This window comes from Jiangella sp. DSM 45060, assembly GCF_900105175.1.
In the GTDB taxonomy this organism is placed as follows: domain Bacteria; phylum Actinomycetota; class Actinomycetes; order Jiangellales; family Jiangellaceae; genus Jiangella.
Genome location: NZ_LT629771.1, coordinates 4,178,821 through 4,205,638 on the forward strand (window position 1 = coordinate 4,178,821; position 26,818 = coordinate 4,205,638).

Here is a 26,818-nt window from a genome sequence, read left to right on the forward strand (position 1 = left end):
CCCTTCCTGGTCGGGTTAGTGTTGCGGCGATCCGACGATCATCGAGACGAGCCGGTGCTCGTTCTCCTTGCTGGCGGCGGCGTTCCCGACGACCCGTCCCTGCCGCAGGACGGTGGCCCGGTCGGCGATCTGGAGGACGTGCTCCATGTTGTGGGAGATCAGGACGACCGACATCCCCCGTTCCGGCAGCGACCGCACCAGCTCGATCACCTGCCGGCTCTCCCGGATGCCGAGCGCCGCGGTGGGCTCGTCCAGCACGACGACCCGGCTGGCGAACGCCGCCGCCCGGGCCACCGCCACGGCCTGCCGCTGGCCGCCGGACATCAGGCCGATCGGCTGGCGCGGGTCGGGGATGGTGACCTTGAGCTCGGCCGACGCCGCCTTCCAAGCCGCCAGCATCTGACGGTTGCGCAGGTAGCCCAGTGGCCCGAGCCAGCGCGGTGTTCGGTGCTCGCGGCCCATGAACATGTTGGCGAGGACGTCGAGGTTGTCGAAGACCGCGAGATCCTGGTAGACGGTCTCGATCCCGGCGTCGCGCGAGTCCGCGGGGCTGCGGAAGTGCGCCGCCTCGCCGTCGATGCGCAGTTCGCCCGCGTCCAGCTGGTGCACGCCGGCGATGACCTTGACCAAGGTCGACTTCCCGGCCCCGTTGTCGCCGAGCAGCGCGACGATCTCGCCCTGGTGGAGCTGGAAGTCGACGCCGTTCAATGCGGTGACGTGGCCGAACGTCTTGTACGCCCCGGTGATCTGCAGCAACGGCGTGGTCGTCGTCGCCGGGCTCATCGTTCCACCTCCAGCGCGGTCAGCCGCTTCACGCGTTCCTCCAGCCGCCTGCGGATCACGTCGAGCTCGAGCGCGGCGAGGACGATGACGCCGACGGCGACCTGCTGCATGTACGGGCTGACGCCGAGCAGGTCCAGGCCGTTGCGGATGGTGCCGAGGATCAGGGCTCCGACCAGCACGTTCACGACGGTCCCGCGGCCACCGAAGAGGCTCGCGCCGCCGATGACGACGGCGATGATCGAGTCCAGCTCGGCGCCCGTCCCGGCCAGCGGGGTCGCGGTGTTGGTGCGTCCGGCCGCGATGATCCCGGCGCACGCCGCGGTGACCCCTGAGATGACGAACGCCGCCATCGTGATGCGACCGACCGGCAGACCCATCCGCGTGGCGCCCTCCGGGTTGCCGCCCAGCGCGTAGAGCCACCGGCCCCACTGCGTCCGGGTCGTGACGTACCAGAGCAGCAGCCCGAGGACGCCGACGAGCAGCACCGGCGTCGGCACCGGGCCGAGCTCGCCGCCGCCGATCGTCGTGATCAGGTCCGGCAGGCCGACGACGGCGGTGCCGTCGGTGAGCAGCTGCGCCGCTCCGGCCGCCGCGCCGAGCGTGGCCAGCGTGACGATGAAGGGCTGCGGCAGCCGGCCCCACACGATCACGGCGCCGTTGATCGTCCCGATCAACGCCCCACCGAGCAGTGCGAGCAGGAGGAACTGCCAGCCGTTGCCGGTGCCGCCCACGACGGCGGCGAACACGACCGAGAACCCGATGACGGAGCCGACCGAGATGTCGATGCCCCTGATGAGCACGACGATCAGCTGGCCGAGCGCCAGAGCCATCACGATCGAGCTCTGCGCGCCGAGGTTCTGCAGGTTGCCGGAGGTCAGGAAGTACGGCGACGCCACGGTGAAGACCACCGCGAGGATCGCCAGCAGCAGCGTCGGGCCCAGACGGATCACCGCCAGCAGCAGCCGCGCGGAGGCGGCCTGCCGGCCGTCGCCCGGTGGTGCGGGCGCGTGGTCGGTGCCTGGGTCGGAGCGACGCTCGATGAACGCTCGGATCAATGGTGTCCCTCTCGGGTCATGGAGTGCCGGGCGCGGGAGCCGGGACGGCGCCGTGGCAGCCGCGGTGGATGTCGTCGTAGGCGGCACCATAGGGTTTCCGACAAGAATTGGTCAACCGGTTGACCGATCCTGTTCACGCTCCGTACGCTGACCGACGTGACGATGGAACTTGCGATCGAGGGCGGCGCGGCCGCCTTCGGACACGAACCCCCTCGGTATCCGAGCTTCTCGGCGGCGATCCTGGAGCGGCTGGTCCAGGTGATCAGCACCGGGCCGACGCAAGGGCTCTCCAAGCACCATCCGGTCGTCGGAGAGTTCGAGCGGGCGCTGGCCGAGTTCCACGAGGTGCCGCACTGCCTGAGCGCGAGCTCCGGGCACGGCGCGCTGCAGTCGGCGCTGATCGGGCTGGAGATCGCCGACGGCGATCACGTCATCACGTCGCCGTACTCCTGGGGCGCGTCGGTGTCGTGCATCCTCCACAACGGCGCGGTCCCCGTGTTCTGCGATGTGAGTGCCGAGACCGGCCTCATCGACCCGGACACGCTCGAGTCGGCCCTGACGCCGCACACCCGCGCCGTCCTCGTGCCGCACCTGTACGGGCAGGTCAGCGACATGACGGCGATCCTCGACTTCGCCGATCGCCACGGCCTGGCCGTGATCGAGGACGGCAGCCAGGCACACGGCGCCCGCCACCGCGGCCGGCGGCTCGGCTCGCTCGGCGACGCCGCCGGCTTCTCGATCAACGGCGTCAAGCCGCTGGCGACGACCGAGGGCGGCTATCTCGTCACCCGCCGCGAATCGGTCTACTGGACGCCGACCATCAGCGCCCAACATGCCGGGCGCGGCGAGCTGATCGGGCGCGCCAGTGAGCCGGGCTTCCCCGACGACCTGCGCGACCTCGTCGACACCCTCGTCTACACCTACCGGCCCAACCTCGCCTCGCTGATCCTGGCGCTGGACCAGCTGCCGCACGTCGACGAGCTCAACGCGAACCGGCGCACCAACGCGGAAGCGCTGCGGAAGAAGATCGCCGGCCTCGACCTTTTCTCCATGCCGGCCTACCCGGCCGACGACTCGCCCGTCTATCACATGGTGACGATCAACGTCCGTGTTCCGCGGTGGCGCGACGCGATCCTGCGGGCGCTGCAGGCCGAGGGTGTGCCGGCGGTCTCGTACGTGGCCCGCGGCCTCAACGAGTCGCCGCGACTGAGCCCGTCATACGCCGGACCGAAGGTGATGTGGACGGGCGCCATCCGGCGCTCCGGGTACGACGCGACGGCGGCGGATCTGCCCGGTACGCGGGCGAAGGTGGCCGCGTCGATCGAGATCCCGTGGAACTACGTCGAGGAGAACGAGGACCTCACCACCGACCTGGCGCTCGCCTTCACGAAGATCCAGGCCAACACCGACGCGCTGCGGCGGCTTGCCGCATGACCAGCCGGCTCGCACGCGCCGCGGCCGGGCCGCACGACGGCTACCGCTCCCGCTTCCACGGCCAGATCATCGACGTCCACACACACTTCTCCGTCGGTGCCGGCGACGCGGCCGTCGCCGCCGTGCGGGCCGCGGGCCTCGGCGGGCTGGTCAACCTCGTCGGAGCCTGGCCGCCGCAGCCGTTCGAGGAGTGGCGGGCCGGCTGGAGCGGCGACCGCGCGGTCGCCGGGATGGTCCTCTTCCACGCTCCCGATCTCGCGGGCATCGGATCCCCCGACTTCGAGCGGAACCTCGCCGACGACGTCCGGCGCGCCTTCGAACTGGGCGCCCGCGGCCTCAAGATCTGGAAGCAGCTGGGCCTCTGGCTCACCGACGCGCGCGGCGACCGGGTCGCCGTCGACGACGAGCGGCTGTCGCCGATGTGGGAGTGCGCCGCGCGGCACCGGCGTCCGGCCGGCATCCACATCGCCGACCCGCAGCCGTTCTTCCAGCCCGTCGCGCCGGACAACCCGCGCTACACCGAACTGCTGGAACGACCCGACTGGTCCTTCGCCGGCGAGGAGTTCCCCAGCCTGGAGACGCTGCACGACGAGTTCGAGCGGCTGGTGTCGGCGCATCCGGCGACGGACTTCGTCGCGCTGCACGGCGGCTGCTTCATCCCGTTCGATCGCCTGCACCGGATGATGCGGCGGTACCCGAACCTCTGGCTGGAGACGTCGGCACGCGTCCTCGACCTCGCCCAGGAGCCGGCGGCGGCCCGTGCACTGCTGTGCGACTTCGCCGACCGGGTGCTCTTCGGCAGCGACTACGCGCGCATGGCCGGGTGGCTGGACCAGCCGCTGCCCGGCGAGTACCCCGACCTCACCCGGGCCTTCTACGCGCGGAACCTGGCCTTCTTCGAGACCGGCCTGGACGGGATCGGCAACCCGTTCCCGTTCCAGTCCGAGACGACGGTCCGCGGCCTGGACCTGCCCGACGACGTCCTGGAGAAGTTGTACTTCCGCAACGCGCAGCGGCTGCTGGACCTCCCGGCTACCTGAGCACGGAATCGACGAAGGTGGCGAGGTTGCGGCGGGCGCGGGCGATCTTCTCCTCGACGGGGGTGGTCTCGATGGGCTGGACGGCGACGACGGCCTTCTTGCGGCCGCGGACGTAGAGCGAGCAGGCGAGGTCGGCGCAGACGTACTGGCCGACGCTGTTGCCCTGGCGGCCGGCCTCGCCTGCGCGGCGGGCGGTCATCAGCGTGACGCCCCCGCCGCTGTGCGCCGTCAGGCACAGCGAGCACATGCTGCTGCTGGTGAAGCCGCGGCCGGACTTCGGGTTCGCCCGCATGGTGACGCCGAGCAGCCCGCCGTCGTCGCGCTCGGTGACGAGGTAGGCGCGGTCGAGAGCGCCGGGGTCGCGCCAGCCGAGGAAGTCGAGGTCGTCCCAGGGTCGTTCGTCGAGGTCGCGCGGAACGGTCAGCCGCTGGGCCTCGCCCTTGGAGCAGTTGACGAAGCAGCGGCGGATGTCGCGCTCGGTGATCGGCCTCATGCCTGCGACGCTAACTCCGCCCGATTTCCGCGGGCAACGCATTTACCGGCGGCCGGGGCCGTCACGCGAACAGGATGCGGCGGGCGACGGCCCGGCCGGGCGGCGTGCGCAGCAGCGCGAACCCCGCGGCCGCGGCGGCCGGCGTGCGCACCCGGGCCAGCCCGTGCCGCAGCGCGAGCCGGCCGCGGAAGCGGGCCCGCAGCTGGCCGCCGTCGTAGTGGGCGAGGGCGTCGGGGCGCCCGGCGCGCAGGGCGTCGTCGAGGACGGAGGCGGCGTGCTCGGACAACCGGAGGCAGGGGTCGAGCCCACCGGCCGTCAACGGTGAGACGGCGCCCGCGGCGTCGCCGACCAGCAGGCCGTCGGGGCCGCCGATGCGCCGCAGCATGCCGCCGACCGGGATCGGGCCGCCGCGCCGCTCGACCTCGGCATCGGCCGGACGCCGCAGTCCCTCGAGGCCGGGCGCCGCGGCGCTGAACCGGGCCAGCGCCCGGCGCATGCCGTCAGGGAAGCGGTCGGCGTACCCGGCGACCCCGACGTGCGCGTGCCGGCCGTCGTCGACGACCCAGGCGAGGTAGCCGGGGGCGAGCGCGGGGTCGACGACGCAGTGGAAGGTCGGCGGCCGCTCCCCCGCCGGGACGGCGAACACCTCCTCGGCGCCGGTGAGCAGGTGCTCGTTGCGGTCGAGGCCGAGGTCGCGCGCCACCCGCGAGCGCGCGCCGTCGGCACCGACGACGAACCGTGCCCGCACCCGCAGCAGCCCGTCCGGCCCGCTGAGCAGGTACGACGACCGTCCCCGGCCCTCGTAGCGGGTGCCGAGCAGCACCCGCACGCCCGCCGCTGCCGCCGTCCGCGCGCCCGCCGCGTAGAGCGCCGCCATGTCGCCGACGCGGTACTCGTCGCGCTCGCTGACCAGCGTGACGGGGCTGCGCCGGCTGGGCGGGTAGAGGACGACGCGGCGGATCGGCGGGCCCAGGTGCTCGGGCGGCAGCGCGAAGTCCTCGAGCGTGCGGCGGACGAAGATCCCGGTGGTGCGGACGGCGCCGCCGAGCCGCGCCCGCCGCTCGGCCAGCAGCACGTCGTGACCGGCCCGCGCCAGCAGCGTCGCCGTGTGCAGCCCGGCCAGCCCGGCGCCGACGACCAGCACGTCGGCCCTCACTCGTCACCGTCCGGGACCCACTCGAGCAGGTCGCCGGGCTGGCACCCGAGGACCCGGCACATCGCCTCCAGCGTGCTGAACCGGACCGCCTTCGCCCGGCCGTTCTTCAGGACGGCGACGTTGGCCGGCGTCAGCCCGACCCGCTCCGCGAACTCGCCGACGCTCAGCTTCCGCTTCGCCAGCTCGACGTCGATGCGCACGACGATGGGCATCAGATCACCGCGTCCATGTCCGAGCGCAGCGTGGTGGCCTGCCGGAGCAGCGCCCGCATGACGATCATCAGCAGCACCAGCGCTCCCCCGGCCAGCACGACCCCGAACAGCAGCACCGGCAGCCCCGGCCCGTCGACGAGCACGCTGACGTAGACGAACGCGGCCAGCAGCAGCCCCCACGCGACGGCCATGGTCGCCACGATCGCGTTCACCCAGACGAACGCGGCCTCGCTGAAGATGCGCCCGGCCCGGACCATGCCGAGCAGCCGCCACGTGCAGACGATGACGACCTGCACGCAGACCAGCTCGACGACGGAGAACGCCAGCGCCGGCCACTGCAGGAACGCGAGGTCGGGCTCGTCGTCGGCCAGGGACGCGAGCGTCGGCGGCAGGACGGCGACCTGCGCCACGACCAGCCCGGCGAACAGCAGGACGAGCAGGACGCGGAGCGGGCCGACGGCCCGGTGGGTGGACGGCATGCACCGACTGTCGTCCGATATCCATCGAAAGTCAATAGATTTCGCTCGATGCTCCGCCGGCGGCCGCGGGCTGCCGGCGGGGAATCCCACGGGCCGCGAACAGCGCGGCCAGCGCGAGCAGCGCCAGCAGCGAGAGCGCCGAGCGCAGGCCGTCGACGCGCGCCTCGGCGTTGGCCTCGACGACCGCCGTGGTGACGTCCGCGGGGGCGCCGGCGTCCTCGAGCGCGCTGGTCAGCTGGTCGTCGGAGACGAACGGCACGCCGCCGGCCAGCTCCGCCTCGGCCTGGGTGGTCAGCTGCGCCGGGACGGCCGGGTCGTCACGCACGTTGATGAAGAACGACGTCGTCAGCGCCGCGATCAGCACGGCGCCGGCCAGCGCCGTCCCGATCGACGACCCCAGGAACATCACGCTGTTCTGCACGCCGCCCACCTCGTCGCTGCGCTCGTCCGGCACCGACGACACCGTGACGCTGCCCAGCTGCGACGCCAGCGCGCCGATGCCGAGCCCGGCCAGGATCAACGGCCAGCTGACGATCTCGGCACCCGCGTCGGCGTCGAGCACCGCGACCAGCCACACGATGCCAGCGCCCATCGACAGGAAGCCGGCCCGCACGACCAGCCGCGGCGACGCGCCGGGCACGAGCTTCGGGATCCCGAGCGCCGTCGCGAGCAGCGCCAGCGACAGCGGCAGGATCCGCACGCCCGTCTCGATGGCCGACAGCCCCAGCGCGACGGAGAGGAACAGCGGAACGGTGAAGAACACGCCGGCCAGCACCACGTACTGGAAGAGGAACGAGACCAACCCCGCCCGCAGGACGCCGTTGCGCAGCAGCGCCGGGTCGAACAGGATCGCCTGACCGGCGTCGCGCCGCCGCCGTTCCCAGGCAGCGAACCCGAGCAGCACCAGGCCGCCGCCCAGTAGCAGCCAGATCACCGGCGACAGGCCCAGCCACTCCGGCGCGTCCGGCTTCGGGTTGACGAATCCCCAGGTGCCGGAGCGGATGACGGCGAAGACGACGAGGCCGAGCCCCAGCGCCGACAACACGGTGCCGACAACGTCCAGCCGCGCCGAGCGGTCGCCGGGCGCGTCGGCCAGCCGCCGCGTCAGCACCAGGATCGCGCCGACGATCAGCACCTCGCCCGCGAACACCCACCGCCACGACGCGTACGTCGTCAGCGCCCCGCCGATCAGCGGCCCGAGCGCGACGGCGATCGCGCCGGCCGCCGCCACCAGGCCGTACGCCCGCGGCCGGGCGCCGCGGTCGAAGTTCGCCGCGATCAGGGCGACGATCGCCGGCATGATCAGCGCCGCGCCGACACCCTCCAGCACGGACCAGCCGACCAGCAGCACCGCCAGGTTCGGCGCCAGCGACGTCGTCAGCGATCCGCAGCCGTAGACGACGCAGCCGATCGCGAACGCGCGCTTGCGGCCCAGGATCTCGCCGATCTTCCCGCCGGTGATCATCAGCGATGACATCACCAGCGTGTAGAACGTGATGGCGGACTGGATCCCGGTGACCGTCGTGCCCAGGTCCGCCGCGACGGTGGCGATGGACACGTTCATGACCGAGCTGTCCAGCGCCATCAGGAACTGGCCCGACGCCAGCGTCAGCAGGATCAGCCCCGACGCGGCCGGCGCCACGCCGCTCGTGACCGGCCCTCTGGACTCCACCATGAGGCACCCCCGTCCAGGACTCGCACCTCAGCGTGCCCTGGACGGGGCGGTCCGTCCTCACCCGTCGCGTGGGAGAGCGGACGGGGCCGGCCTCAGCTCGCCGGGCCGGTGCCGACGTTGAGGATGTTGCCGTCGGGATCCTTGAACCAGGCGCCGCGGAACGGCCCCAGCTCGGCGATGCCGTTCTCGTCGGTCTTGAGCCCCGGCAGGTCGTACTGCTCGAACGTGACGCCCTTGCCCGCCAGCTCCGCCACCGTCGCGTCGGCATCCTCCACCATCCACGTCGCCACCGTCTGCGTCGCGCCGCCGGCGAACTCGCTGGCGTAGAGCAGGAACCGGGTGCCGCCGGAACTGTAGAGGATGCCGCCGGCGGCGTCCTCCATCTCGGGACTGAACCCCAGGGTCTTCTCGTAGAAGGCCCGTGCCCGCGCGAGGTCGCCCGTCGCGATCGTCGCGTAGACCGGATAGTCATTCAGCATGACCACCACCCCCCACCCCGAACGTACGCCCGTCCCGACGCGATGGCCAGGGGTGACGCCGGTCAGGACACGAGCCCGAACCCGCCGGTCCAGCTGATCTTCTCGGTCGCGGCGAGACTGATCTGCAGGAATCCCAGCGCCTCCAGCTCGCGGGCCCGCTTCAACGACCCCACGTCGACCGCGCGCAGGCCGCCGGCGGTCACGACGCCGGCGAGCGCGGTCTTCGCGTCCCCGTCGTCCCCGGCGATCAGCACCGTCGTGGTCAGCGGGCCGACGCCGCCGCCGGCGAGCGTGCCGGCGAACGTCGTGTTGAACGCCTTCAGCACGCGTGCGCCCGGCAGCCGGGCGGCGATCTGCGCGGCCGACGACGAGTCCGGCGGCACCACGAGCCCGTCGAACGTCTCGATGTCGAGCGGGTTCGTGATGTCCACGACGATGCGTCCGTCCAGGTCGGCGCCCCGCCTCGCCAGGACGTCGTCGACCGCGGCATACGGCACCGCCAACACGACGATGTCGCCGACCGGCCGGATGCCGTGGTCGTCGGTGCCGAGGAGCTCGACGGTGCTGCCGCCCTTGCGGGCCAGGTCGGCGATGGCCTGGCCCATGGCGCCGGTGCCGATGATCGTCAGGTGTGCCATGGTGTCCTCCTCCCTCGAGTACACACCCGCGACGCCGCCCATGCCCGCGTGACGCGGGCGGCTCCTACGACAGGCCGACCGTCACGCCGCCTGAGAACAGCGAATCGTGCAGTTCGACGGCCGCGGGGACCGCGTCTGCCGGGATGTCGAAGACGACCGTTCCCGTCAAGGTGTTGCCGGGGTTGATCTCCTCGTAGAGCGACTGCGACTCCGGGAGGTAGAGGGCGGCCTCGGTGTCGGCACTGGCCTTCCGGCCCTCGGTGTCGACGAGGTACTGGTTGTCGCCGAAGAACGAGCTGGCCTCGTCGCCGTGGTTCGTGACCGTGATGGTGACGTAGACGAAGCGGCCCTGCGGGCTGGTGCCGAAGGCGTCGGTGCCGATGCGCTCGGGGCCGTCCTCGACGGACTCCACGACGAAGGTGAAGTCACCGTCCTCGGCCGGGTCGCCGATGCCGGGCCCGGCGTCCCCCTCCGCCTCACCGCCGTCCTCCTGGCTCGCCGTTGCCGGCGTCTCGTCATCGCCACCGGTGGCGGCTTGGATGATCATGATCAGGACGATCACGCCGACGACCAGGAGGAACGCGTTGCGGACGCGGTGCCGCTTCTTCGGCGGCTCCGGCGCCACGACGACGGTCGCCGGCTGGCCGACGGGCGGCGCGCCCGGCGCCACTCTCGGCCGGGTCGCGCCGGTCCAGCGCGTGCCGTCCCACCACCGGTCCACCGTCGGGTCCTGGCCGTCCTGGTACCAGCCCTCGGGCGTGTGCTGCTCGTTCATGGATCCCCCCTGCGTTGTAGGTCCCACCCGAAATGCGCAGGCCACGCCCCCTGCGAGGCCTGCTGAGCGGACGCTACTCGCGGGTTCGGACACAATTGCCCGCGCCGATGTCCGGGTCAGGACGTCCCGGACGCGGCCGCGGCCACCTCGTCCGGCGTGCCGAGCCGGTGGACGGAGACGGCGGCGGCGACCCGCTCGCGGGCGGCCTCCCCCGCGCGGTCCAGCGCCTCGGTGTGCGTCGGCCCGGGGGCGAGCGCGTTGACCGTACGCCGTCGGCGGCGTGGTCGAGCGCGGCGGTCTTGGTGAGCCCGATCAGCCCGTGCTTGGCGGCGACGTACGGGGCCAGCCCGGCCACCGCCTCCAGGCCGGTCGTCGACGCGACGTTGACGATGGCGCCGCCGCCCGACGCCGCCATGGCGGGGATCTCGGCGCGCAGCGACAGGAACGCGCCGCGCAGGCTGACCGCGAGCGTCCGGTCCCACTCGTCGACGGCGAGCCGGGCCAGCGGCGTCGGCCCGGGCCAGATCGGCCGCGACGACCAGCGGCGTCCCGCCGCCCGCCTCGATGTCCGCCCGCACGTCCGCCAGGACGCAGTGACTGTCATCCACCCTCTGGCCCAGCGCATGAGGCGCCGGCTGGCCCTGTCGCGGCCCGGCGCCGAGCGCGACGATGTCCGGATGCGCTTCTGTCACGCCCCGGAGATCTGGGCGGACCATCCCACGCTGGCCGCCGGGGTCCTCGTCGTCGACGGGGTGAGCGACCGCGCCGCGACCGGCGATGCCGTCGGCCGCCACCTCGACCGGGCCCGGACGCTGCTGGACGGCGGGCCGGCCAGCGCGCTGCCGCAGTTGCGGGCCTGGCGGCGCACGTTCGCCGCGATGGGCCTGAAGCCGACGCAGTACCGGTGTGCCGCCGAGTCGCTGCTGCGCCGCCTCGGCAAGGACGGCGACCTGCCGCGCATCCACCCGCTGGTCGACCTGTGCAACGCGGCGTCGGCGGCCGCCGCGATCCCCGTCGCCGCCCTGGACCGCGACCGCGTCAAGGGCGACCTCGAGGTCCGCCGGGCGCACGGCGACGAGACGTACACGGCGTTCGGCGGCGAGACCGAGCGGCCGGCGCCGGGCGAGGTGATCTTCGCCGACGAGGCCGGCCAGGCGCACGCCCGCCGCTGGACGTACAAGCAGAGCGGCACGTCGATCGTCCGGCCCGAGACCCGCGACGTGCTGATCGTGTCCGAGGCGCTGCACCCGGGCGCCGCCGCCGACGTCGAGGCGCTGCTGGCGGCGCTGGCGGACGACGTGGCCGCCGCCTGGCCGGGCGTGACGCCGCGGCTGACGATGCTGACGAGCGAGCGGCCGGCCGTGGAACTCGCTGGCTGACCCCGCCGCGGCTGTGATGGGGTGGCGTCGTGGATGCCGCCGCCATCGCCGGCCGCTTCGGTCTCGGCGCCCGTGCGACCCTGTCCGACGGCCCGGTCGCGCGCGGCAAGCAGGGCGCCGTCTGGCGGCTGACCACGGCAGATGGACGGTGGGCGGTCAAGGTCCCGTTCCGCCACGAGGACGAGGCCGCGCTGGCGCCCGCCGCCGCGTTCCAGGAGGCCGCCGTCGCGTCCGGCGTCCCGGCGCCGCGCATCCGGCGCACCGCCGAGGGCGCCCTGTTCGCCGTCGTCGACGGGGTCCGGCTGCGGGTCTACGAATGGGTCGACCTCGGCGCGCCCGACCCGCTGTTCGACCCGGAGCTGGCCGGCGCCGCCGTCGCCGCGATCCACCGCGTGCCGGGCGCCGAACCGGCCGCGCCGTTCACCGACCCGGACCGCTGGTACCTCGACCCCGTCGGCGCAGAGCGGTGGGACGCGCTGATCGCCGAGCTGGACGGGGCCGGCGCGCCGTTCGCCGCCGACCTCGCCGCGCTGCGCGACGAGCTGGTCGCGCTGGAGACGTGGCTCGCTCCCCCGGCCGCGCCGCGGACCTGCCACCGCGACCTCGTGGCCGACAACCTCGTCCCGGCCGCGGGCGGCGGCGTCTGCGTCATCGACTGGGAGAACAGCGGCCCGGCCGATCCGGCGCAGGAACTGGCCGTCGTGCTGTTCGAGTACGCGCGCACCGACCCCGGCCGGGCCCGCGCCCTCGTCGGCGCGTACGAGGACGCCGGCGGCCCGGCGCGCCTCACCGGCCGCGGCGACTTCTCCATGCTGATCGCGCAGCTCGGCCACATCACCGAGCTGGCGGCCACCGACTGGCTGCGGCCCAACGACCGCTCGCCCGGCCGGGCGGAGGCGGAGTCGTGGATCCGCGAGGTACTCGACGACCCGCACTCACGCGACCGGCTCGACGGGCTGCTCGCGAGCCTCACCCGCGGTGGATGAGGTGCTGACGCGTCGCCGGCCGCATGCTCGGAAGCCGGACGGAAGGACGTGATCGGCATGGCACTGGGACGACGACGCGAACGCCGGGAGGAACGCCGCGAGGAGCGGCACGGGGGCGCAGGCGTCCACTATCGAATGCGGCAACGACTGGTGTCCATCGGGGACGACTTCTGGATCGAGACCGACGACGGGCAGCGCGCGTACAAGGTGGACGGGAAGGCGCTGCGGCTGCGCAAGACGCTGATCCTCGAGGACGCCCAGGGTCACGAGGTGGCGAAGATCCAGGAACGCGTCATGCGGGTGAAGGACTCGATGGAGGTCGAGGACGCCGACGGCCACCGGATCGCGTTGATCAAGAAGGCCCTGGTCAGCCCGCTGCGCGATCGGTGGAGCGTCGAGATCAGTGGCGGGTCCGACCTCGACGTCCAGGGCAACGTCGTCGACCACGAGTACACGTTCACCGACGGCCGCACGCCGGTCGCGACGGTCTCGAAGAAGTGGTTCCGGATCGCCGACACCTACGGCGTCGAGGTCGCGCCCGGCCAGGACCCGGTGCCCGTGCTGGCGGCCACCGTTGCGCTCGACCTGATGACCCACGACCACTGAGCCGCCGGCTTCGGCGACAATCGCCGGGTGCGACTCACCGTCTTCGGCGGCTGCGGCGCCTGGCCGGCCGCCGGCCAGGCCTGCGGCGGCTACCTGCTCGAGCGCGACGGCTTCCGGTTGCTGGTGGACCCCGGCTACGCCGTGCTCCCGCGGCTGCTGGCGGCCATCGACGCCGCCGCGGTCGACGCCGTCGTCGTGTCGCACGGGCATCCCGACCACTGCGCCGACCTCAATCCGCTGCTGCGCGCCCGGGCGCTGGCCGACGACCCGCCGGCGCCGTTGCCGGTGTTCGCCCCTCGGGGCGCCGTCGACGCCGTGCTGGCGCTGGACTCCATGCGGGCGACCAGCCGGGCCGTCGAGCAGGTGCCGCTCGCCGACGGCGATCGCGTGCGCATCGGCCCGTTCGACGTCGCGGCCGCGTCGCTGCCGCACCACGTGCCCAACCTCGGGCTGCGCATCAGCGACGACGCCGGGACGCTGGCGTACAGCGGCGACGCCGGGCCGGACCGGGCCCTCGTCGAGCTGGCCCGCGACGCCGACCTGCTGCTCGTCGAGGCGACCTATCCCGACGCCGTCCCCGACGAGGACGCCGGGCTGCTGTGCAGCGCCGTCCAGGCCGCCGAGCAGGGCGCGGCCGCCGGCGCCCGGCGCATCGTGCTGACCCACCTCTGGCCCGGGCTGGACCCCGCCGAATTCCTGGCCGCCGCCGCACGCACGGGCGCGACCGGCGTCACCGTCGCCGCGCCGGGCCCGGCTCAGCCGATCGGCTCGTAGTCGAGCTCGAGGAAGTCCTCGACCTCCGCGGCCCACCGGTCGGCGACGAACGCGACGTGCACCGGGTGCTCGTTGTAGGCGTCGTAGGCCGCCTGGTCGGCGAACTCCATGGAGAAGCCGAAGGCGAAGTCGTTCTTCGGGCTGGTCTGCCGCAGCTGCTCGAACCGCTGGACGCCGGGGATGCCGGCCAGGGCGAGCGCGGCCCGCAGGAAGTCGCGTTCCTCCTGCGAGCCGGCGGGATGACGCAGGCGGAAGGCCACCGTGTGCCGGATCATGACCGGAGCCTAACGGGGCGGCGTTCCTGGTAGAACGTTCGGATGATCCCCGACGTCAGCGCCTGGCGCGGCCTGGAGCTCGTCGAGCCGATGCCCGGCGGCGCCCGGAACCCGGTGTTCCTGGCCCGCCGCGGGTCGGAACGGTTCGTCGTGCGGGTGTCCGGCCGCCCGGCGGAGTCCCTGGCCTGGGAGCTCGATCTCCTGGAGCACCTGACGGCGCATGGCGTCGGCGTCGCGGGGTTCGTTCCCGCGGACGACGGACGGCGCGACCACGGCGGCGTGCTGGTGCACCCGTTCGTCACCGGGCGCCCGCCGTCGACGGCGGACGACTGGCGGCGGGTCGTCGCGGCCGCCGGCGTCGTCCACGCGTGCACGCCCGGCTGGCCGCAGCGACCCGGGTTCGCGAGCAGCGTGGCGCTGCTGACGGCGACACGCGGCGGCGACGTCGACCTGGCGGCGCTGCCGGACGACGCCGCCGAGCTGATCAGGGACTGCTGGCGCCGGCTGCCGCCCGCGCCGCCGGTGGCCGTGCACGGCGACCTGGGCGGCGGGAACGTCCTGGTCGACGGCGACCGGGTGACGCTGATCGACTGGGACGAGTCGCGGGCCGACCTCCCGTGGCTCGACTTCGCCCACCTCCCCGGCGAGATCGACGTACCGGTGCCGATGGACCGTGCGGACCTCGCCACCGCCGGCGTCGCTTGGGAGGTGGCCACCTGCTGGGCCGCCGAGCCGGAGTACGCCGCACGCCGGCTCACCGAACTGCGCGCTCGCACCGGCCGCTGAGGCCCGGCGTTCCCGCGGCGTCAGCCGCAGTGGATGCGGGTGCGGGTGGCCGTCGTCCAGTCGACCACGCCCTTGATGTTGACGCAGCGGTTCGACATGTCCACGCCCGCCGGGGTGTAGACCGGGCCGGCGTAGTAGCCGTACATGCCGCCGTCGCAGCCGACGCTGCTGGGGCAGGACGGCGCGGAGTAGCCGTACGGCCAGATGCTCGCCTCGGTGTACAGCCGCTCCCCGTAGGTGGCGCTGGAGTGGTTGACGACCATGCAGTTGCGCTTCGCCGTGCTGGACCAGTAGACGTCCATGTAGCCGAGCACCGGGGACGAGCCGATCGGGTAGTGGCCGATGTGGCGGTACGACGAGCCGCATGGACCCGCCATGACGCTCACTCGTCCGTCGCCGCCGACGGTGGGGTCGGACTCTCCGCCGGCGGCCGCGGGGACGGAGAGACCGAGGAGCAGGAACAGAACGAAGGCAAGTGCAGAGATGGCGCGTTTCATCCGGCAGTTCCTCCTTGCCCTGCGACAACCGGATTGTCACGAACGACCCTGTCGGACCGGCCGCCCGAACGCAAGATCATTTCAGCATCGATCTCACAACGGCGGTGGATTCAGGGCGTTCCGCACCTACGACGCCCGCGTCACACCGTCGGATCGGCCCCGTCGGGCAGCACGGCCACGCAGTCGATCTCGACCTGGATGAACGAGAAGTGGTTCCCGACGGTGGTGCGCGCCGGGTACGGAGGCTGGAACGTCTGCGCGTACAGCTCGTTGAAACGCGGCCGCGCCTCCTCGTCGCGCAGGAACGCCCGCACCTGCACGACGTCGCGCAGGGTCGCGCCCGCGGCGGCGAGGATCTGCTCCACGTTGCGGATGGTGCGGTGGAACTCGCCGTCGAACGTGTCGGCCACGATCCCCACGCCCGGCTCCGTCGACACCTGGCCGGACACGAACAGCAGCCGCCCCACCCGCACGGCCGACGACAACGGGATGGGCGGCGGGTTGTCGGGGTCGGGCTCGATGTGCTCGATCACGCGGGCGCTCCTCGCTGGGTGGACTGACCTCGCCACCCTCATGTGGCACGCCGTTCCATGTCAACTCGGAACGCCGCGATAGCGGATAGACTTCCGCCATGGACGACGATCTGCCGGAGCGGCTGCGCATCCGGCTCCGGGCGCAGCGGCACCGGCGCGAGCTGAGCCTCGAGGCGCTCGCCGCCGCCAGCGGGGTGAGCCGCAGCATGATCTCCGACATCGAGCGCGGTGCCAAGATCCCCACCGTCATCGTGCTGGCCAGGCTGGCGACGGCGCTGGGCGTCACGGTCGCGCGGCTGCTCGGCGAGGACCGGCCCGAGCGGGTGGTCGTCCGCCACCGGGCCGAGCAGCGGGCCATCACCGACGCCGACGGCTGGCAGCGGCGCATCCTCTCCCCCACGCTGCCCGGCGTCGAGTTCGAGTTCATCCGCACCACCGTCCCGGCCGGGGTCACACTTGGCTCGTTCGCCGCGCACGCGCCCGGCTCGCGCGAGTACGTCGCCGTCGAGAGCGGGGAGCTCACCGTCACCGTCGACGGCGTCGGGCACCGGCTGAGCGCCGGCGACGCGCTGTACTACGCGGGCGACGCGGTGCACGAGTTCGCCAATCCCGGCGCCACCGAGTGCGTCTACTACACCGCCATGCACGTCGCGAAGGAGCCCGCATGACCATCGAACGGCTCGACCCCGCCGTCCTGCCCGCGGCGACCGGTAACTACACCCACGGCACGCTGGTCACCGGCGCCCGCCGCACGGTCTACGTCAGCGGCCAGGTCCCCTGGGCCGGCGACGACGGCCGGGTGCCGCCGGAGTTCGACGACCAGTGCCGGCTGACGTGGCACAACGTGCTCGCCGTGCTGGCAGAGGCCGGCATGGGCGTCGAGCACCTCGCCAAGGTCACCACCTACCTGGCCGACCGCCGCTACCGTGAGGCGAACAGCCGCATCCGCCAGGAGGTGCTCGGCGACCACATGCCGGCGCTGACCATCATCATCACCGACATCTACGCCGAGGACTGGCTGCTCGAGATCGATGCCGTCGCCGTCGGGAGCTGAGCGGCGCCTAGGCTGACGGCCGTGGAATTTCGATCCGCCACCCGCGCCGACCTCGACGCCGTCGTCGCACTGCTCGCCGACGACGTGCTGGGGAAGGCGCGCGACGCCGCCACCGTCGACGAACGGTACGAGCGCGCCTTCGCCGCCATCGACGCCGACCCACGCAACGAGCTGGTCGTCGGCGACGACGGCGGCGAGGTGGTGGCGTGCCTGCAGCTGACCTTCATCCCAGGGCTGGGCCGGCACGGGGCCGAGCGCTGCCAGGTCGAGGCGGTCCGGGTCCGGTCCGACCGGCGCGGCGACGGCGTGGGCGGACGGCTGATGGCCTGGGTCGTCGACCGCGCCCGCGAGCGCGGCTGCGCCGTGGTCCAGCTGACCACCGACAAGTCCCGCGCCGACGCGCACCGCTTCTACGAGCGGCTCGGCTTCGTTGCCAGCCACGAGGGCATGAAACTCGCCCTCTGACGGGCGCACGCCGGCGCCGCCCGCGGCCGCCACACCCCGTCAGCGCACGCGGACGGTGACGGGGACCCGCAGCTCGGGTGCGCCCGGATCGGACGTCGCCACCAGCAGCGTCGCGTGGTGCGTCGATCCCGCCGCCAGGTCGCCGGCATCGACGTTCACCGCCAGCCGGAGCCGCCCGCCGGCCGCCACCGAACCGCTCGCCGCTCGCACGTCCAGCCAGGGCACGTCGGTCGCGATGCCGGCGCACCGTTCGCCGGGCACCGGCAGGAAGCGGGCGCGGTCCAGCCCGCCGCCCATGCCGCCGAGCGACCAGATCTCGCCGCCGGAGTGCGCCTGCGTGCAGAACCCGGCGGGTGCGGCGTTGACGGGCGACGGCAGGTCCGCGGCGGGGTCGATGCCCCAGGCGCCGCCGGACCAGCCGCTCAGATCGAGTCGCTGCACCGTGGCCGTCGGCAGGCGGCCGTACGGCGGGTCCTCCCGCTCGCCGCCGACGACGTAGAGCGCTTTGTCCGTGGCGATGAGCGCGGCGCCGGCCCGCGGCTCGGCCAGGGCCGGCCCGGTCGTCCACACACCGGTGCGCAGGTCGAGCCGCTGGACGACGTCGCTGACGACGCCGTCGGCCGTCAGCCCGCCGGCCAGGTAGAGGTACGGCCCGGCCTGCGTGAACGCGGGGTCCCGGACGGGGTGCGGCATCGGCTCCTGCGGGCTCCAGGTGCCGGCCGCGACGTCGTGGACGTGGACCTCCCCGGTGACCGTGCCGTCCGAGCCGCCGCCGGACCCGCCGGTCGCGCCGCCCGCCATCCAGACCCGGCCGTCCCAGGCCGCGGCCGCGGCACTCGACGTACCGGCGGGCAGCGGCGTCCCCTCGGACCAGGTGTCGCGGGCGACGTCGTAGACGTAGTGCCGGTCGGTGTCGTCGCCGCCGAGCACGTGGATCCGGCCGGCCTCGCAGGCGGCGACCGCGCTGCGCCCGGCCTCGGGGATCGGCGCCAGCTCGGTCCAGGCGTCGTCGGCGGCGTCGTACCGCCAGGTCCGGCCCGTGACCTCGATCCGCTCGTCGAGGCCGCCGACGAGGTACCCGTGGTCGGGCCGGCCCGGGCACTGGGCGGCCGCGAAGAGCATCCGCCCGCCCGGCACCGGGGCGCCGTCCGTCCAGCCGGTGGCCGCGGTCGCCGCCGCGAGCGGCCGCAGCACCTCGGCCGTCTCCGTCACCGCGTAGTCGAACGCGGCGGCGCCGTCGTTGCCGAGCTCGAGCCGCTCCACGGCGTGTCCGCGGCTGCGCACGTCGATCTCCAGGCCCGCGGACGGTACTGCGACGGCGCACGGCTCGTCCCGGCGCAGCCGCAGGTCCTTCGTCGCCATCGCCCCGGCCTGGACGGTGACCACGCCGTCGCGCGCCTGCCAGCCGTCCGCCGCCGCCGTCACCGTGACACGCCGGTCGGAGCGGTCCATCCAGTGCCGGTAGACGCCCTCGTCGTCGGTCGTGACCTCGACGTCGGAGACCGCGCCTCGCAGCCGGACCGTTGCGCCGGGCAGCGGCCGCTCCGGGCCGTCGCACCGGTCCAGGCCGGTGACGGTGCCGGTGACCAGCCCCCACGAGTCCGGCGCGGTGGCGTCCATCGCGACGGTCAGGGCCGGGATCGCAGACGGGGTGTCCTCGAGCAGCAGCAGCCGGGCCAGGTAGTCGCCGGGCTGTCCCGCGGCCGGGCCGCTCGCGTCCAGCGTGACGGTGACCTCGACGGAGTCGCCCGGCGCGAGGGTGCGCGGGCCCTCGTCGGCCGACAGCCACGGCACCGGGTCCTCGGTGGTGGTCTGGCAGTCGTCGAAGCCTGGCAGTCGCTCCACCCAGGGGAACGTGCCGGGCTGGCCCTGGGTGCCGCCGAGCTTGTAGAACCCGCAGGTGCCGGCCAGCCGGTAGACGTCGAAGATCGAGTTGGGCAGCGAGGCCCACTCCCCCGCGGCCGGGTCGTAGAAGAAGCCCTCGTTGCTGCGGTAGCCGCCGACCTGCCCGCCCGACGTCAGCAGCAGCCCGTTCGCGGCCGTGTGCGCGGTGAAGGTCACCGTCTTCGGCAGGTCCGCGATGCGGTACCAGGCATCGGTGGCCGGGTTGTAGACGTAGCCGCGGGTGCTGTGCTCGACGTGGGGAGCCTGGCCACCGGCGCAGTGGACGAGGCCGTCGATGGGACCGCAGGCCTGCCACGACGCCGGTTCCGGATAGTCGGCGACCTGAGACCACGAGTCGGCGGCGGCGTCGTAGACGTAGACGTCGCTGCTGCCGCGATCGGGCTGGTCCGCCGTCCGCCCGCCGATGACGTAGAGCTTCCCGTCGAGAATGGCCGACCCGGCCGCCGCGAAGCGCACCGGCGCGGGGGCGCCGGTCGACCAGGTGTCGGTGGCGGGGTCGTAGATGAGGACGGTGTTCGTCTCTCCGGCGCCCGCGGGTCCCCAGCCGCCCACCATGTACAGGCGGTCGCCGATGAACCCGCCCACGGGCTTGCCGCGCGGCTGCTGGAACGAGCCGGTGAACTCCCAGCGGTCCAGCGCGATGTCGTACACCATGTTCCGCTGCGACGTGCCCGACGTGCTGCCGCCGACGTAGTACAGCTTGCCGTCGTGGACGGCGGCCAGGCCGTCGGTGCGGGCGTCGGGCTTGTCGTGCAGCCGCACCCAGGCGGCGTCGCCGGGGTCGGGGGCCTCGGGCGCCGCACCGGCGACGGGGGCGAGCGGGCCGCCGTCGTCGGGCACGATCTCGCGCCGCAGCGGGGCACTCGGCAGGGCCGCGAGCGTCTCCCGCTGCTGGTCGAAGCCGGCGTTCCGCTCGGCCAGCTCGAAGGTGGCGGGCGCGGTGCCCGTGTTGGTGACCGTGACGGTGGCGGTCCGGGTGGCGCCGATCTCGACCCGCTCCTCGACGACCGGGGCGCTCACCTCGAGTTCCCCGGTGCCCAGCTCGAAGTCGGCCCGGGTGACGCTGCCGGAGTCGACGGTCACGCTCTGGGTCCGCGTCCCATGCTGGCCGAGGTCGTGCGCGGCGGTCAGCTCGTGGTCCCCGGCGCCCGCGACGAACGCCGCGTAGAAGCCGCCGCCGAGGCCCGGGTCGCCCGGCGTGGCCGTCGCGGTGACGTCGACCGCGCCGTCGGCACTGCGCAGGGTGGCGCCGTCGAGCGGCGCCCCGGTGCGGTCGTCGCGCACCTGGCCGAGCACGATGCCGCCGTCGACCGGCTCACAGCTCCGCTCGCCGACGAGCACGTCGTCGAGCTGCCACCAGCCGTTGCTCGCGGTGTCGTTGCGGTAGTGGAACCGCACCAGCACGCCGTCGACGCCACCGGCCGCCGCGAGCGGCACCCGCTCCTGCCGCGGGCCGCGCTGGTGCGCCGTCCGCCTCCAGACGTTCTGCCACGTCGCGCCGCCGTCGACCGAGACGTCCGCTTCGGCGACGCCCCGCGAGAGCAGCAGGTCGGCCCGGAACGACAGCACCGGCGCCGGCACGCCGGTGAGGTCGACCGGCGGCGACACCAGCACGGCGTCCTCGAGCCGCTGTCCGGCGGCACTGTCGATACTGGTGAACCCGCCGTCGCCGCCGGTCAGGTTGCCGCGCTGCCCGGGGTCACCGGTCTCCCAGCCGTCGCCGAGGACGGCCTCGGTGGTCCAGCCGTCCGGCAGGCCGGCCGGCTCGTCGAAGGACGCGAACCCTCCTCGGTGGCCGGGCAGGTAGCCGGGCGCCAGGCACTCGTCGGTGACGACGGAGGCGGCGAAGTCGGCCGTCAGGTCGCCGTCGCCGACCTCGACCGTGCGGCTGGACGTCGCGTAGCCGTCGGCGTGCGGCCGCACGGTGAGCGTGTACGCGGTCGACGCCGGCAACTCCACCTCGTAGCGGCCGGTCTCGGGGTCGGTCCACACGGTGCCGTGCGGGTAGCCGGCGATGCTGACGCCCGCGTACAGCGGCCAGCCCTGGCCGGAGCCGTCCGTGACGGTCCCGCTGACGGTCACCGACGGGAGCGCGGTGAGGCCGAGGTCCCGGGTCGTGGTGGCGTCCTCGGCGACGACCACCCCGCTCGCGCCGCCGGGCGCGAAGCCGTACGCCGTCACCGTCAACTCGTAGGCGCCGGCGACCAGCGTCATCTCGTAGCGGCCGTCCGGGCCGGTCACCGTCGTGCGCTGGTAGCCGTCGCTGGTGGCACGGAGCTGGACCCCCGGCACCGGCTCGCCGGTGCCGCCGTCGGTGACGACGCCCGAGAGCAGCCCGGTCGCACCGATCGGCGACGCCGTGACCGCGGCGAACGCGTCGAGGCGGCCCTCGCCGAACGCGTTGTTGCGCTGCTCGGTGCCGCCGCACTCGGCGTTCGGGGTGTCGACGGCGGTCGTGCCGAGCAGCTCGCGGGTGCCGTCGATGTCGCCGATCAGCGACGGCGCGGCCGCCCACATGAGCGCCACGGTCGCCGTCACGTGCGGCGCCGCCATGGACGTGCCGTTGGCGGTCCCGTAAGCGCTGCCGGGCACGCTGGAGCGGACCGCCACACCGGGAGCGGAAACGTCGGGCCGGATCCGCGCGTTCGGGCCGGGGCCGCGGCTGGAGAACGGCGCGATGTGGTTCGCGGCGTCGTGCGCACCGACGGCGTAGGCGCCTGGCGAGTCGGCCGGCGACCCGACGGTGGTGCAGCCGTTGGCGCCGTCGTTGCCGCTGGAGAACACCGCGAAGACGCCGGCGGCGTTCCAGGCGTCGACGATCTGGTCGTAGAACGGGTCGGCGAACCCGAGCGTGTCGGCGCCCCACGAGTTGTTGACGACATGCGGGCGCAGGTCGATGCGCGGGTTCTGGCCGTTGGTGTCGGTCGGGGCGAGGGTCCACTGGCCGGACGCGACCAACGACGTGATCGTGCAGGCCGCCTGGGCTGTGGCCTCGCAGCCCTTCGCGGCGATCCAGCGGGCGCCGGGCGCGACACCGATCGCGGTGCCGCCCTCGTCGCCGCCGGCCATCGTGCCCATCGTGTGCGTGCCGTGGCCCTGGTTGTCGCACGGCGCGGCGCTCGGGCAGACGTGGGCGGGGTCGTACCAGTGGTAGTCGTGGCTGACGGTGCCGTCGGCGTTCGCGCCGCGGTAGCGCGCCGCCAGGGCCGGATGGTCGAACTGCACGCCGGTGTCGATGTTGGCGATGACCAGCCCTTCGCCACGCACGTCGAGCTCGGACCAGACGCGGTCGGCGTTGACGGCGCCGACCCCCCATTCGGCGGCGGCCGCGGCGGCCGCCTCCTGCGCCGCCGTCGTGGCCGCGGGATCGGCCGGCAACAGCTCCGGCACGTCGTACTCGGCGACCTCGAGTACCTGGTCCACGCCCGGCTGCGCGGCGACCCGCCGGGCGATCGCCTCCGTCGCGTCGCGGACCAGGATCGCGTTGGCGATCCAGTACGCCTCGTAGTCGGCCCCGGCCGCGTCCAGCTCCGCGCGGGTGGCGCGCTGGCTGTCCGCCGCGGTCTCCTGCAGAGCGGCGACCACGGCGGCGCCGCGCTCGTCCCAGTCGTCGATCCGCGCGGCGGCGGCCAGGTCCGCGCGCTCCTCGAACGCGATCATCACGTCGGTGGTCTCGCCGGCGGCGAGCGCCGACACGACGTCGTCCTCGACCTTCGCGGTCCAGGCGTCCGCGGCGTCGCCCACTGCGGTGGCGACGCCGCCGGCCGACACCGCCGGGCCGGCGAGCATCAGAGAACCGAGGACGACGACGGCGGACGTGAGGGCGGCGACGCGGGTGCGCACGGGCATGCTCGGCCTTCCGACGCTTGCGTGAATTGCCGGTATGGTCCGCGATGCCGGATCCAGCTGTCCAGGCAGTAGGCTGGCCAGCTATGGCCATGGACAGAACTGGCCTCCCGGTCGATGCCGATGCCGATGCAGACTCCGTGGCGCTCGGCGTGCTCGGCATCGGCTCGGTCGAGGAGCGCGTGTACCGGACGCTGCTGCGGCTGCCCGGGTCGACGACGACCGAGCTGGCCGAGACCCTCGAGCTCCCCCGGCCGCGTGCGCGCCGGGCCCTGGCCGTCCTGGAACACGCCGGCCTGGTCAGCCGCTCCACCGGGTCCGTCGCCCGGTTCCTGCCGGCGGCTCCCGACGTCGGGCTGGAGGCGCTGGTCCGCGACAAGGAGGCGGAACTGGGCCGCATCCGGACGCTCGGGGCGCTGCTCATGGACGACTACCGCGACGGGCTCGAGGCGGAGCGCAACGAGCTCTGCGAGATCGTCACCGGCTCCGAGGCCGTGCTGCGCCGGTTCGACCAGCTGCAACGGTCGGCCACCAGCGAGATCCAGGTGCTCGACACCCCGCCGTACTCCGGTCCGCGCGGTCCCCGCTCCAACGACCTGGAGTTCGAGATCCTGGCCCGCGGCGTCACCTGCAAGGCGATCTACGACCGCGCGGCGCTGGAGCGCTCGCCGCTCGCGACCGACGCGATCCTCGGCTATGTCGAGGCGGGTGAGCAGGCGCGGGTCACCTCGCGACTCCCGCTGAAACTGGCCACGTTCGACCGCAAGCTGGCGTTCGTCCCGCAGTCGCTGAACCAGCGCGACGTCTCCGGCGCCATCGTCGTGCACCCGTGTTCGCTGCTGGACGTCCTGCTGTACGTGTTCGACGAGTTGTGGGAGCGCGCGACCCCGCTCACCGCGCCGGCCGAGCCGGACGCCGTGGCCCCTGGGCCGGACGACCGGCGGCTGCTCGCGCTGCTGGCCAGCGGGATGAAGGACCAGGCGATCGCCAACCACCTCGACTGGAGCTACCGCACGACCCGGCGGCGGATCGCGGCGCTGCTGGAGGAGCTGGGCGCGGAGACGCGGTTCCAGGCCGGACTGGCGGCGGCCCGCCGCGGCTGGCTCTGACCGCGTCCCTAGACTGCCGCGCATGCAGAGGTCCCGGATCGACGCCGCCATCGACGACGCCCGTACGCGGGCGGCCGAGGCCGGCATCGCGTTGCCCGCCTTCGCGTCCTGGACGCGGGCCGACTGGCTCGCCGCCGCACCGACGCCGGGCGCGCGGCCCGCACTGGAACGCGGCCTGGGCTGGGACGTCACCGACTTCGGCCGCGGCGACTTCGACCGCGTGGGCCTGGTGCTGTGCACGCTGCGCAACGGCACCCTGGCCGAGCGCGACGCCGGGGCCGGGCAGACGTACGCGGAGAAGTTCCTCGTCGCGCGCGACGGGCAGGAGACGCCGATGCACCTGCACCGGCGCAAGACCGAGGACATCATCAACCGCGGCGGCGCCGAGCTGGTCGTCGAGCTGCGCCCCGAGTCCGGCGACGGCGAGGTCGTCACGCTGGTCGACGGGCTGGAGCGGGCGGTGCGCGGCGGGTCGCCGCTGCGGCTGGAGCCCGGGCAGAGCGTGCAGGTGCCGGCCGGTGTCTACCACCGCTTCTGGGCCGACGGCGGCGTCCTGCTGGCCGGCGAGGTGTCGGCCGTGAACGACGACGTCGACGACAACGTGTTCCTCGATCCGTCGCCGCGCTACCCGTCCGTCACCGAGGACGCCACGGCGCGCTACCTGCTGGTCAGCGAGTACGCGCAGATCCTCGCTCGGTGAAAAACCCGGTGCGCCGGCCGGCCTCGGCGGACTAGCGTCCGATCATGAGCACCGACACCACGGTCGTCATCGACGAGCTGGAGATCCCGGCCTCGATGGACGAGCCCGGCGCGGCCGACTTCGCCGAGATGGTCGAGGTCCGCAACGCGATCGAGACCCAGATCATGGGTACCGACGTGCTGAACTACTCCGCTCGCGAGCTGCTGCCCGTCTACCTGGTCCAGGAGGACGAGCCGAACCGGCTGTTCGTCGCCCGCGTCGACGGCCGCATCGTCGGGCGGGCCATCCTGTCGTGGCAGACCGAGGAGGGCGCGAGCGCGTCGTGGGTCTCGGTCGAGGTGCTGCCGGAATACCGCCGGCGCGGCATCGGCACCGCTCTGCTCGACCACCTGACCACCCTCGCGCTGGCCTCCGCCCGCCCGACACTGCAGGCCGAGGCCATCCACACCCGGCCGGCGACCGGCGAGCGCGTCGACTCGCCGACCGGCTTCGGCTGGGTGTCGGCGGACGACCCCGGCGTGCGGTTCCTGCTGCGCCACGGCTACCGGCTCGAGCAGGTGGCCCGCATCAGCGCACTGCCGCTGCCGGTCGACCCCGCGGTCCTCGCGGCACAGCGGGGCGCCGCCCAGGCCGCCGCGGGCGACGACTACCGCGTCGTCGCCTGGACCGGCACCACCCCGCCCGAGCGCGTCGACGACCTCGTCACGCTGAAGACGCGCATGAGCACCGACATCCCCAGCGCCGGCCTCGAGACCACCGACGAGCAGTGGGACGCCGCCCGCCTCGCGCGGTGGGACGGCCAGCTGGCCGGCAGCGGCCGCGAGCGACTCACCGTCGCCGCCGAGCACGTGCCCACCGGCCGGCTGGCCGGCTACAACGAGCTCTACCTGCCGGCCGACCGCTCCCGCCCGGTCACCCAGGAGGACACCCTGGTCCTGTCCGAGCATCGCGGCCGCCGGCTCGGCATGCTGCTCAAGGTGGCCAACCTGCAGCGGCTGGCCGAGCTGAGCCCGTCCTCGACGCTGGTCACCACGTTCAACGCCGAAGAGAACCGGCACATGCTCGACGTCAACGAGGCGGTCGGGTTCGCGCCCATCGGCTACGAGGGCTGCTGGCAGCTCACCCCCTGACGGCGGCGGCGACGCGCTCGGCCACGGCGTGCGGCTCGGCTCCGGCCGTGTCGACGACGGTGTCGGCGGCCGGCCGCAGCCACGGCAGCGCCGCCGCATACGGCGCCAGGTGGTCCAGCCGCCACTGGCGGGCGCCGGCCTCGACGGTGTCGCCGTCGATGCGCCGCCGCAGCGTGTCGTCGTCGGCGTGCAGGAGCACGAGGTGCACCGGGAGGCCGGCCTTCTCCAGCCCCGTCCGCAGCTCCTGCCAGTACGCCTCGACCAGCACCGTCTGCGGCACCACCAGCGTGCCCCCGACGTAGGCGTGCACCTGCGCGGCGGTCTCGACGACCAGCCCGCGCCATGGTGGCCATTCCTGGAAGTCGTCGACGGGCACGGAGCCGAGCACGTGGCGCAGCATGTAGCCCACGTACTCGGAGTCGAGGATGCGGGCGTCGGGGAGCAGCGCCGTCAACTCCTTCGCCGTCGTCGTCTTGCCCGCCCCGAACGTCCCGTTCAGCCATACGATCATGCGTCCCGAAAATATCCGGTTCGCAACGGGTCTGGCCGGACGA

General features: G+C 73.7%; 29 protein-coding genes. 13 read left to right on the top strand and 16 right to left on the bottom strand.

Annotated elements, in window-relative coordinates; genetic code table 11:
* Positions 1-15: 15 nt before the first annotated feature.
* Positions 16-783 carry an ATP-binding cassette domain-containing protein gene (locus BLU82_RS18730; protein WP_092622636.1) on the bottom strand — a complete coding sequence of 256 codons (768 nt, stop codon included), beginning with the start codon at positions 781-783 and terminating at the stop codon, positions 16-18.
* Positions 780-1,838: an ABC transporter permease gene (locus tag BLU82_RS18735; protein WP_157741124.1), complete on the bottom strand. Its 1,059-nt coding sequence runs from the start codon at positions 1,836-1,838 to the stop codon at positions 780-782. Before BLU82_RS18735 ends, BLU82_RS18730 begins: the two co-directional genes overlap by 4 nt.
* 162 nt (positions 1,839-2,000) lie before the next feature.
* On the opposite strand from BLU82_RS18735, the gene BLU82_RS18740 reads away from it, so the two are divergent.
* Entirely contained in the window at positions 2,001-3,272 is a 1,272-nt protein-coding gene (locus BLU82_RS18740; RefSeq protein ID WP_092622638.1) for a DegT/DnrJ/EryC1/StrS aminotransferase family protein, read from the top strand.
* Positions 3,269-4,312: an amidohydrolase family protein gene (locus BLU82_RS18745; protein WP_092622639.1), complete on the top strand. Its 1,044-nt coding sequence runs from the start codon at positions 3,269-3,271 to the stop codon at positions 4,310-4,312. Before BLU82_RS18740 ends, BLU82_RS18745 begins: the two co-directional genes overlap by 4 nt.
* On the opposite strand, the gene BLU82_RS18750 is transcribed toward BLU82_RS18745, so the two are convergent.
* From BLU82_RS18750 to BLU82_RS36375, 9 genes are all read right to left on the bottom strand, one after another.
* Positions 4,305-4,805, bottom strand: coding sequence for an FBP domain-containing protein (locus BLU82_RS18750; RefSeq protein ID WP_092622640.1), 501 nt, complete (start codon positions 4,803-4,805; stop codon positions 4,305-4,307). The genes BLU82_RS18745 and BLU82_RS18750 overlap by 8 nt on opposite strands.
* Before the next feature lie 61 nt (positions 4,806-4,866).
* Complete coding sequence (locus BLU82_RS18755; protein WP_092622641.1) at positions 4,867-5,961, bottom strand: NAD(P)/FAD-dependent oxidoreductase; 1,095 nt, start codon at positions 5,959-5,961, stop codon at positions 4,867-4,869.
* A complete protein-coding gene (locus BLU82_RS18760; RefSeq protein WP_069110975.1) occupies positions 5,958-6,173 on the bottom strand; it encodes a helix-turn-helix transcriptional regulator in 216 nt (71 codons plus the stop codon). Before BLU82_RS18760 ends, BLU82_RS18755 begins: the two co-directional genes overlap by 4 nt.
* Positions 6,173-6,652, bottom strand: a complete 480-nt coding sequence (locus BLU82_RS18765) for a DUF2975 domain-containing protein (RefSeq protein WP_092622642.1) — start codon at positions 6,650-6,652, stop codon at positions 6,173-6,175. The genes BLU82_RS18760 and BLU82_RS18765 overlap by 1 nt, the downstream gene beginning before the upstream one ends.
* A gap of 31 nt (positions 6,653-6,683) precedes the next feature.
* A complete protein-coding gene (locus BLU82_RS18770) occupies positions 6,684-8,327 on the bottom strand; it encodes an MFS transporter (RefSeq protein WP_092622643.1) in 1,644 nt (547 codons plus the stop codon).
* Positions 8,328-8,419: 92 nt separating this feature from the next.
* A complete protein-coding gene (locus BLU82_RS18775) occupies positions 8,420-8,806 on the bottom strand; it encodes a VOC family protein (RefSeq protein ID WP_092625999.1) in 387 nt (128 codons plus the stop codon).
* A gap of 62 nt (positions 8,807-8,868) precedes the next feature.
* Positions 8,869-9,444, bottom strand: coding sequence for an NADPH-dependent F420 reductase (locus BLU82_RS18780; protein WP_092622644.1), 576 nt, complete (start codon positions 9,442-9,444; stop codon positions 8,869-8,871).
* A gap of 64 nt (positions 9,445-9,508) precedes the next feature.
* Positions 9,509-10,219 carry a DUF4352 domain-containing protein gene (locus BLU82_RS18785; protein WP_092622645.1) on the bottom strand — a complete coding sequence of 237 codons (711 nt, stop codon included), beginning with the start codon at positions 10,217-10,219 and terminating at the stop codon, positions 9,509-9,511.
* A 73-nt stretch (positions 10,220-10,292) separates the two neighbouring features.
* On the bottom strand, positions 10,293-10,844 hold the full coding sequence (locus BLU82_RS36375; RefSeq protein ID WP_370246186.1) for an SDR family NAD(P)-dependent oxidoreductase: 552 nt from the start codon (positions 10,842-10,844) through the stop codon (positions 10,293-10,295).
* Between the two features lie 52 nt (positions 10,845-10,896).
* On the opposite strand from BLU82_RS36375, the gene BLU82_RS18795 reads away from it, so the two are divergent.
* From BLU82_RS18795 to BLU82_RS18810, 4 genes are read left to right on the top strand one after another with little or no spacing between them, the layout of a single operon-like run.
* Entirely contained in the window at positions 10,897-11,598 is a 702-nt protein-coding gene (locus BLU82_RS18795) for a phenylalanine--tRNA ligase beta subunit-related protein (protein WP_092626001.1), read from the top strand.
* A gap of 29 nt (positions 11,599-11,627) precedes the next feature.
* A complete protein-coding gene (locus tag BLU82_RS18800; RefSeq protein WP_092622646.1) occupies positions 11,628-12,584 on the top strand; it encodes a phosphotransferase enzyme family protein in 957 nt (318 codons plus the stop codon).
* Between the two features lie 57 nt (positions 12,585-12,641).
* Positions 12,642-13,190, top strand: a complete 549-nt coding sequence (locus BLU82_RS18805; protein ID WP_197682317.1) for an LURP-one-related/scramblase family protein — start codon at positions 12,642-12,644, stop codon at positions 13,188-13,190.
* Between the two features lie 27 nt (positions 13,191-13,217).
* Positions 13,218-13,964: an MBL fold metallo-hydrolase gene (locus tag BLU82_RS18810; RefSeq protein ID WP_092622648.1), complete on the top strand. Its 747-nt coding sequence runs from the start codon at positions 13,218-13,220 to the stop codon at positions 13,962-13,964.
* On the opposite strand, the gene BLU82_RS18815 is transcribed toward BLU82_RS18810, so the two are convergent.
* Entirely contained in the window at positions 13,946-14,239 is a 294-nt protein-coding gene (locus tag BLU82_RS18815) for a Dabb family protein (RefSeq protein ID WP_092622649.1), read from the bottom strand. The two genes, BLU82_RS18810 and BLU82_RS18815, sit on opposite strands and share 19 nt — an antisense overlap.
* 42 nt (positions 14,240-14,281) lie before the next feature.
* Here BLU82_RS18815 and BLU82_RS18820 point away from each other — a divergent pair, with 42 nt between their 5' ends.
* Positions 14,282-15,025, top strand: coding sequence for a phosphotransferase (locus BLU82_RS18820; protein WP_092622650.1), 744 nt, complete (start codon positions 14,282-14,284; stop codon positions 15,023-15,025).
* Positions 15,026-15,045: 20 nt separating this feature from the next.
* Here BLU82_RS18820 and BLU82_RS18825 read toward each other — a convergent pair whose 3' ends face one another.
* Positions 15,046-15,522 carry a hypothetical protein gene (locus BLU82_RS18825; RefSeq protein ID WP_197682318.1) on the bottom strand — a complete coding sequence of 159 codons (477 nt, stop codon included), beginning with the start codon at positions 15,520-15,522 and terminating at the stop codon, positions 15,046-15,048.
* Between the two features lie 140 nt (positions 15,523-15,662).
* On the bottom strand, positions 15,663-16,055 hold the full coding sequence (locus BLU82_RS18830) for a RidA family protein (protein WP_157741126.1): 393 nt from the start codon (positions 16,053-16,055) through the stop codon (positions 15,663-15,665).
* Positions 16,056-16,153: 98 nt separating this feature from the next.
* Between BLU82_RS18830 and BLU82_RS18835 the strand changes: the two genes are divergently transcribed.
* Genes BLU82_RS18835 through BLU82_RS18845 form a run of 3 tightly spaced genes read left to right on the top strand, consistent with a single transcriptional unit; the run spans position 16,154 to position 17,574 of the window.
* Positions 16,154-16,723, top strand: a complete 570-nt coding sequence (locus tag BLU82_RS18835) for a helix-turn-helix domain-containing protein (protein WP_092622652.1) — start codon at positions 16,154-16,156, stop codon at positions 16,721-16,723.
* Positions 16,720-17,109, top strand: a complete 390-nt coding sequence (locus tag BLU82_RS18840) for a RidA family protein (protein WP_092622653.1) — start codon at positions 16,720-16,722, stop codon at positions 17,107-17,109. The genes BLU82_RS18835 and BLU82_RS18840 overlap by 4 nt, the downstream gene beginning before the upstream one ends.
* Positions 17,110-17,121: 12 nt before the next feature.
* Positions 17,122-17,574, top strand: coding sequence for a GNAT family N-acetyltransferase (locus BLU82_RS18845; protein WP_092622654.1), 453 nt, complete (start codon positions 17,122-17,124; stop codon positions 17,572-17,574).
* A gap of 39 nt (positions 17,575-17,613) precedes the next feature.
* Here BLU82_RS18845 and BLU82_RS18850 read toward each other — a convergent pair whose 3' ends face one another.
* Entirely contained in the window at positions 17,614-23,328 is a 5,715-nt protein-coding gene (locus BLU82_RS18850; protein WP_092622655.1) for a S8 family serine peptidase, read from the bottom strand.
* 89 nt (positions 23,329-23,417) lie between these two features.
* Between BLU82_RS18850 and BLU82_RS18855 the strand changes: the two genes are divergently transcribed.
* From BLU82_RS18855 to BLU82_RS18865, 3 genes are read left to right on the top strand one after another with little or no spacing between them, the layout of a single operon-like run.
* Positions 23,418-24,434, top strand: coding sequence for a helix-turn-helix domain-containing protein (locus BLU82_RS18855; protein WP_157741127.1), 1,017 nt, complete (start codon positions 23,418-23,420; stop codon positions 24,432-24,434).
* Positions 24,435-24,456: 22 nt separating this feature from the next.
* Entirely contained in the window at positions 24,457-25,134 is a 678-nt protein-coding gene (locus BLU82_RS18860; protein WP_092622657.1) for a D-lyxose/D-mannose family sugar isomerase, read from the top strand.
* A 44-nt stretch (positions 25,135-25,178) separates the two neighbouring features.
* Positions 25,179-26,264 carry a GNAT family N-acetyltransferase gene (locus tag BLU82_RS18865; protein ID WP_092622658.1) on the top strand — a complete coding sequence of 362 codons (1,086 nt, stop codon included), beginning with the start codon at positions 25,179-25,181 and terminating at the stop codon, positions 26,262-26,264.
* On the opposite strand, the gene BLU82_RS18870 is transcribed toward BLU82_RS18865, so the two are convergent.
* Positions 26,254-26,775: an AAA family ATPase gene (locus tag BLU82_RS18870; protein ID WP_092622659.1), complete on the bottom strand. Its 522-nt coding sequence runs from the start codon at positions 26,773-26,775 to the stop codon at positions 26,254-26,256. The two genes, BLU82_RS18865 and BLU82_RS18870, sit on opposite strands and share 11 nt — an antisense overlap.
* Positions 26,776-26,818: the final 43 nt, after the last annotated feature.

Bases quoted from the DNA above. Each gene is read 5' to 3' on its own strand.
- BLU82_RS18730 (WP_092622636.1), bottom strand. From the start codon at position 783: ATGAGCCCGGCGACGACGACCACGCCGTTGCTGCAGATCACCGGGGCG.
- BLU82_RS18740 (WP_092622638.1), top strand. From the start codon at position 2,001: ATGGAACTTGCGATCGAGGGCGGCGCGGCCGCCTTCGGACACGAACCC.
- BLU82_RS18745 (WP_092622639.1), top strand. From the start codon at position 3,269: ATGACCAGCCGGCTCGCACGCGCCGCGGCCGGGCCGCACGACGGCTAC.
- BLU82_RS18750 (WP_092622640.1), bottom strand. From the start codon at position 4,805: ATGAGGCCGATCACCGAGCGCGACATCCGCCGCTGCTTCGTCAACTGC.
- BLU82_RS18760 (WP_069110975.1), bottom strand. From the start codon at position 6,173: ATGCCCATCGTCGTGCGCATCGACGTCGAGCTGGCGAAGCGGAAGCTG.
- BLU82_RS18765 (WP_092622642.1), bottom strand. From the start codon at position 6,652: ATGCCGTCCACCCACCGGGCCGTCGGCCCGCTCCGCGTCCTGCTCGTC.
- BLU82_RS18770 (WP_092622643.1), bottom strand. From the start codon at position 8,327: ATGGTGGAGTCCAGAGGGCCGGTCACGAGCGGCGTGGCGCCGGCCGCG.
- BLU82_RS18775 (WP_092625999.1), bottom strand. From the start codon at position 8,806: ATGCTGAATGACTATCCGGTCTACGCGACGATCGCGACGGGCGACCTC.
- BLU82_RS18780 (WP_092622644.1), bottom strand. From the start codon at position 9,444: ATGGCACACCTGACGATCATCGGCACCGGCGCCATGGGCCAGGCCATC.
- BLU82_RS18785 (WP_092622645.1), bottom strand. From the start codon at position 10,219: ATGAACGAGCAGCACACGCCCGAGGGCTGGTACCAGGACGGCCAGGAC.
- BLU82_RS36375 (WP_370246186.1), bottom strand. From the start codon at position 10,844: ATGCGCTGGGCCAGAGGGTGGATGACAGTCACTGCGTCCTGGCGGACG.
- BLU82_RS18795 (WP_092626001.1), top strand. From the start codon at position 10,897: ATGCGCTTCTGTCACGCCCCGGAGATCTGGGCGGACCATCCCACGCTG.
- BLU82_RS18805 (WP_197682317.1), top strand. From the start codon at position 12,642: ATGGCACTGGGACGACGACGCGAACGCCGGGAGGAACGCCGCGAGGAG.
- BLU82_RS18815 (WP_092622649.1), bottom strand. From the start codon at position 14,239: ATGATCCGGCACACGGTGGCCTTCCGCCTGCGTCATCCCGCCGGCTCG.
- BLU82_RS18820 (WP_092622650.1), top strand. From the start codon at position 14,282: ATGATCCCCGACGTCAGCGCCTGGCGCGGCCTGGAGCTCGTCGAGCCG.
- BLU82_RS18825 (WP_197682318.1), bottom strand. From the start codon at position 15,522: ATGAAACGCGCCATCTCTGCACTTGCCTTCGTTCTGTTCCTGCTCCTC.
- BLU82_RS18835 (WP_092622652.1), top strand. From the start codon at position 16,154: ATGGACGACGATCTGCCGGAGCGGCTGCGCATCCGGCTCCGGGCGCAG.
- BLU82_RS18840 (WP_092622653.1), top strand. From the start codon at position 16,720: ATGACCATCGAACGGCTCGACCCCGCCGTCCTGCCCGCGGCGACCGGT.
- BLU82_RS18850 (WP_092622655.1), bottom strand. From the start codon at position 23,328: ATGCCCGTGCGCACCCGCGTCGCCGCCCTCACGTCCGCCGTCGTCGTC.
- BLU82_RS18855 (WP_157741127.1), top strand. From the start codon at position 23,418: ATGGACAGAACTGGCCTCCCGGTCGATGCCGATGCCGATGCAGACTCC.
- BLU82_RS18860 (WP_092622657.1), top strand. From the start codon at position 24,457: ATGCAGAGGTCCCGGATCGACGCCGCCATCGACGACGCCCGTACGCGG.
- BLU82_RS18865 (WP_092622658.1), top strand. From the start codon at position 25,179: ATGAGCACCGACACCACGGTCGTCATCGACGAGCTGGAGATCCCGGCC.
- BLU82_RS18870 (WP_092622659.1), bottom strand. From the start codon at position 26,775: ATGATCGTATGGCTGAACGGGACGTTCGGGGCGGGCAAGACGACGACG.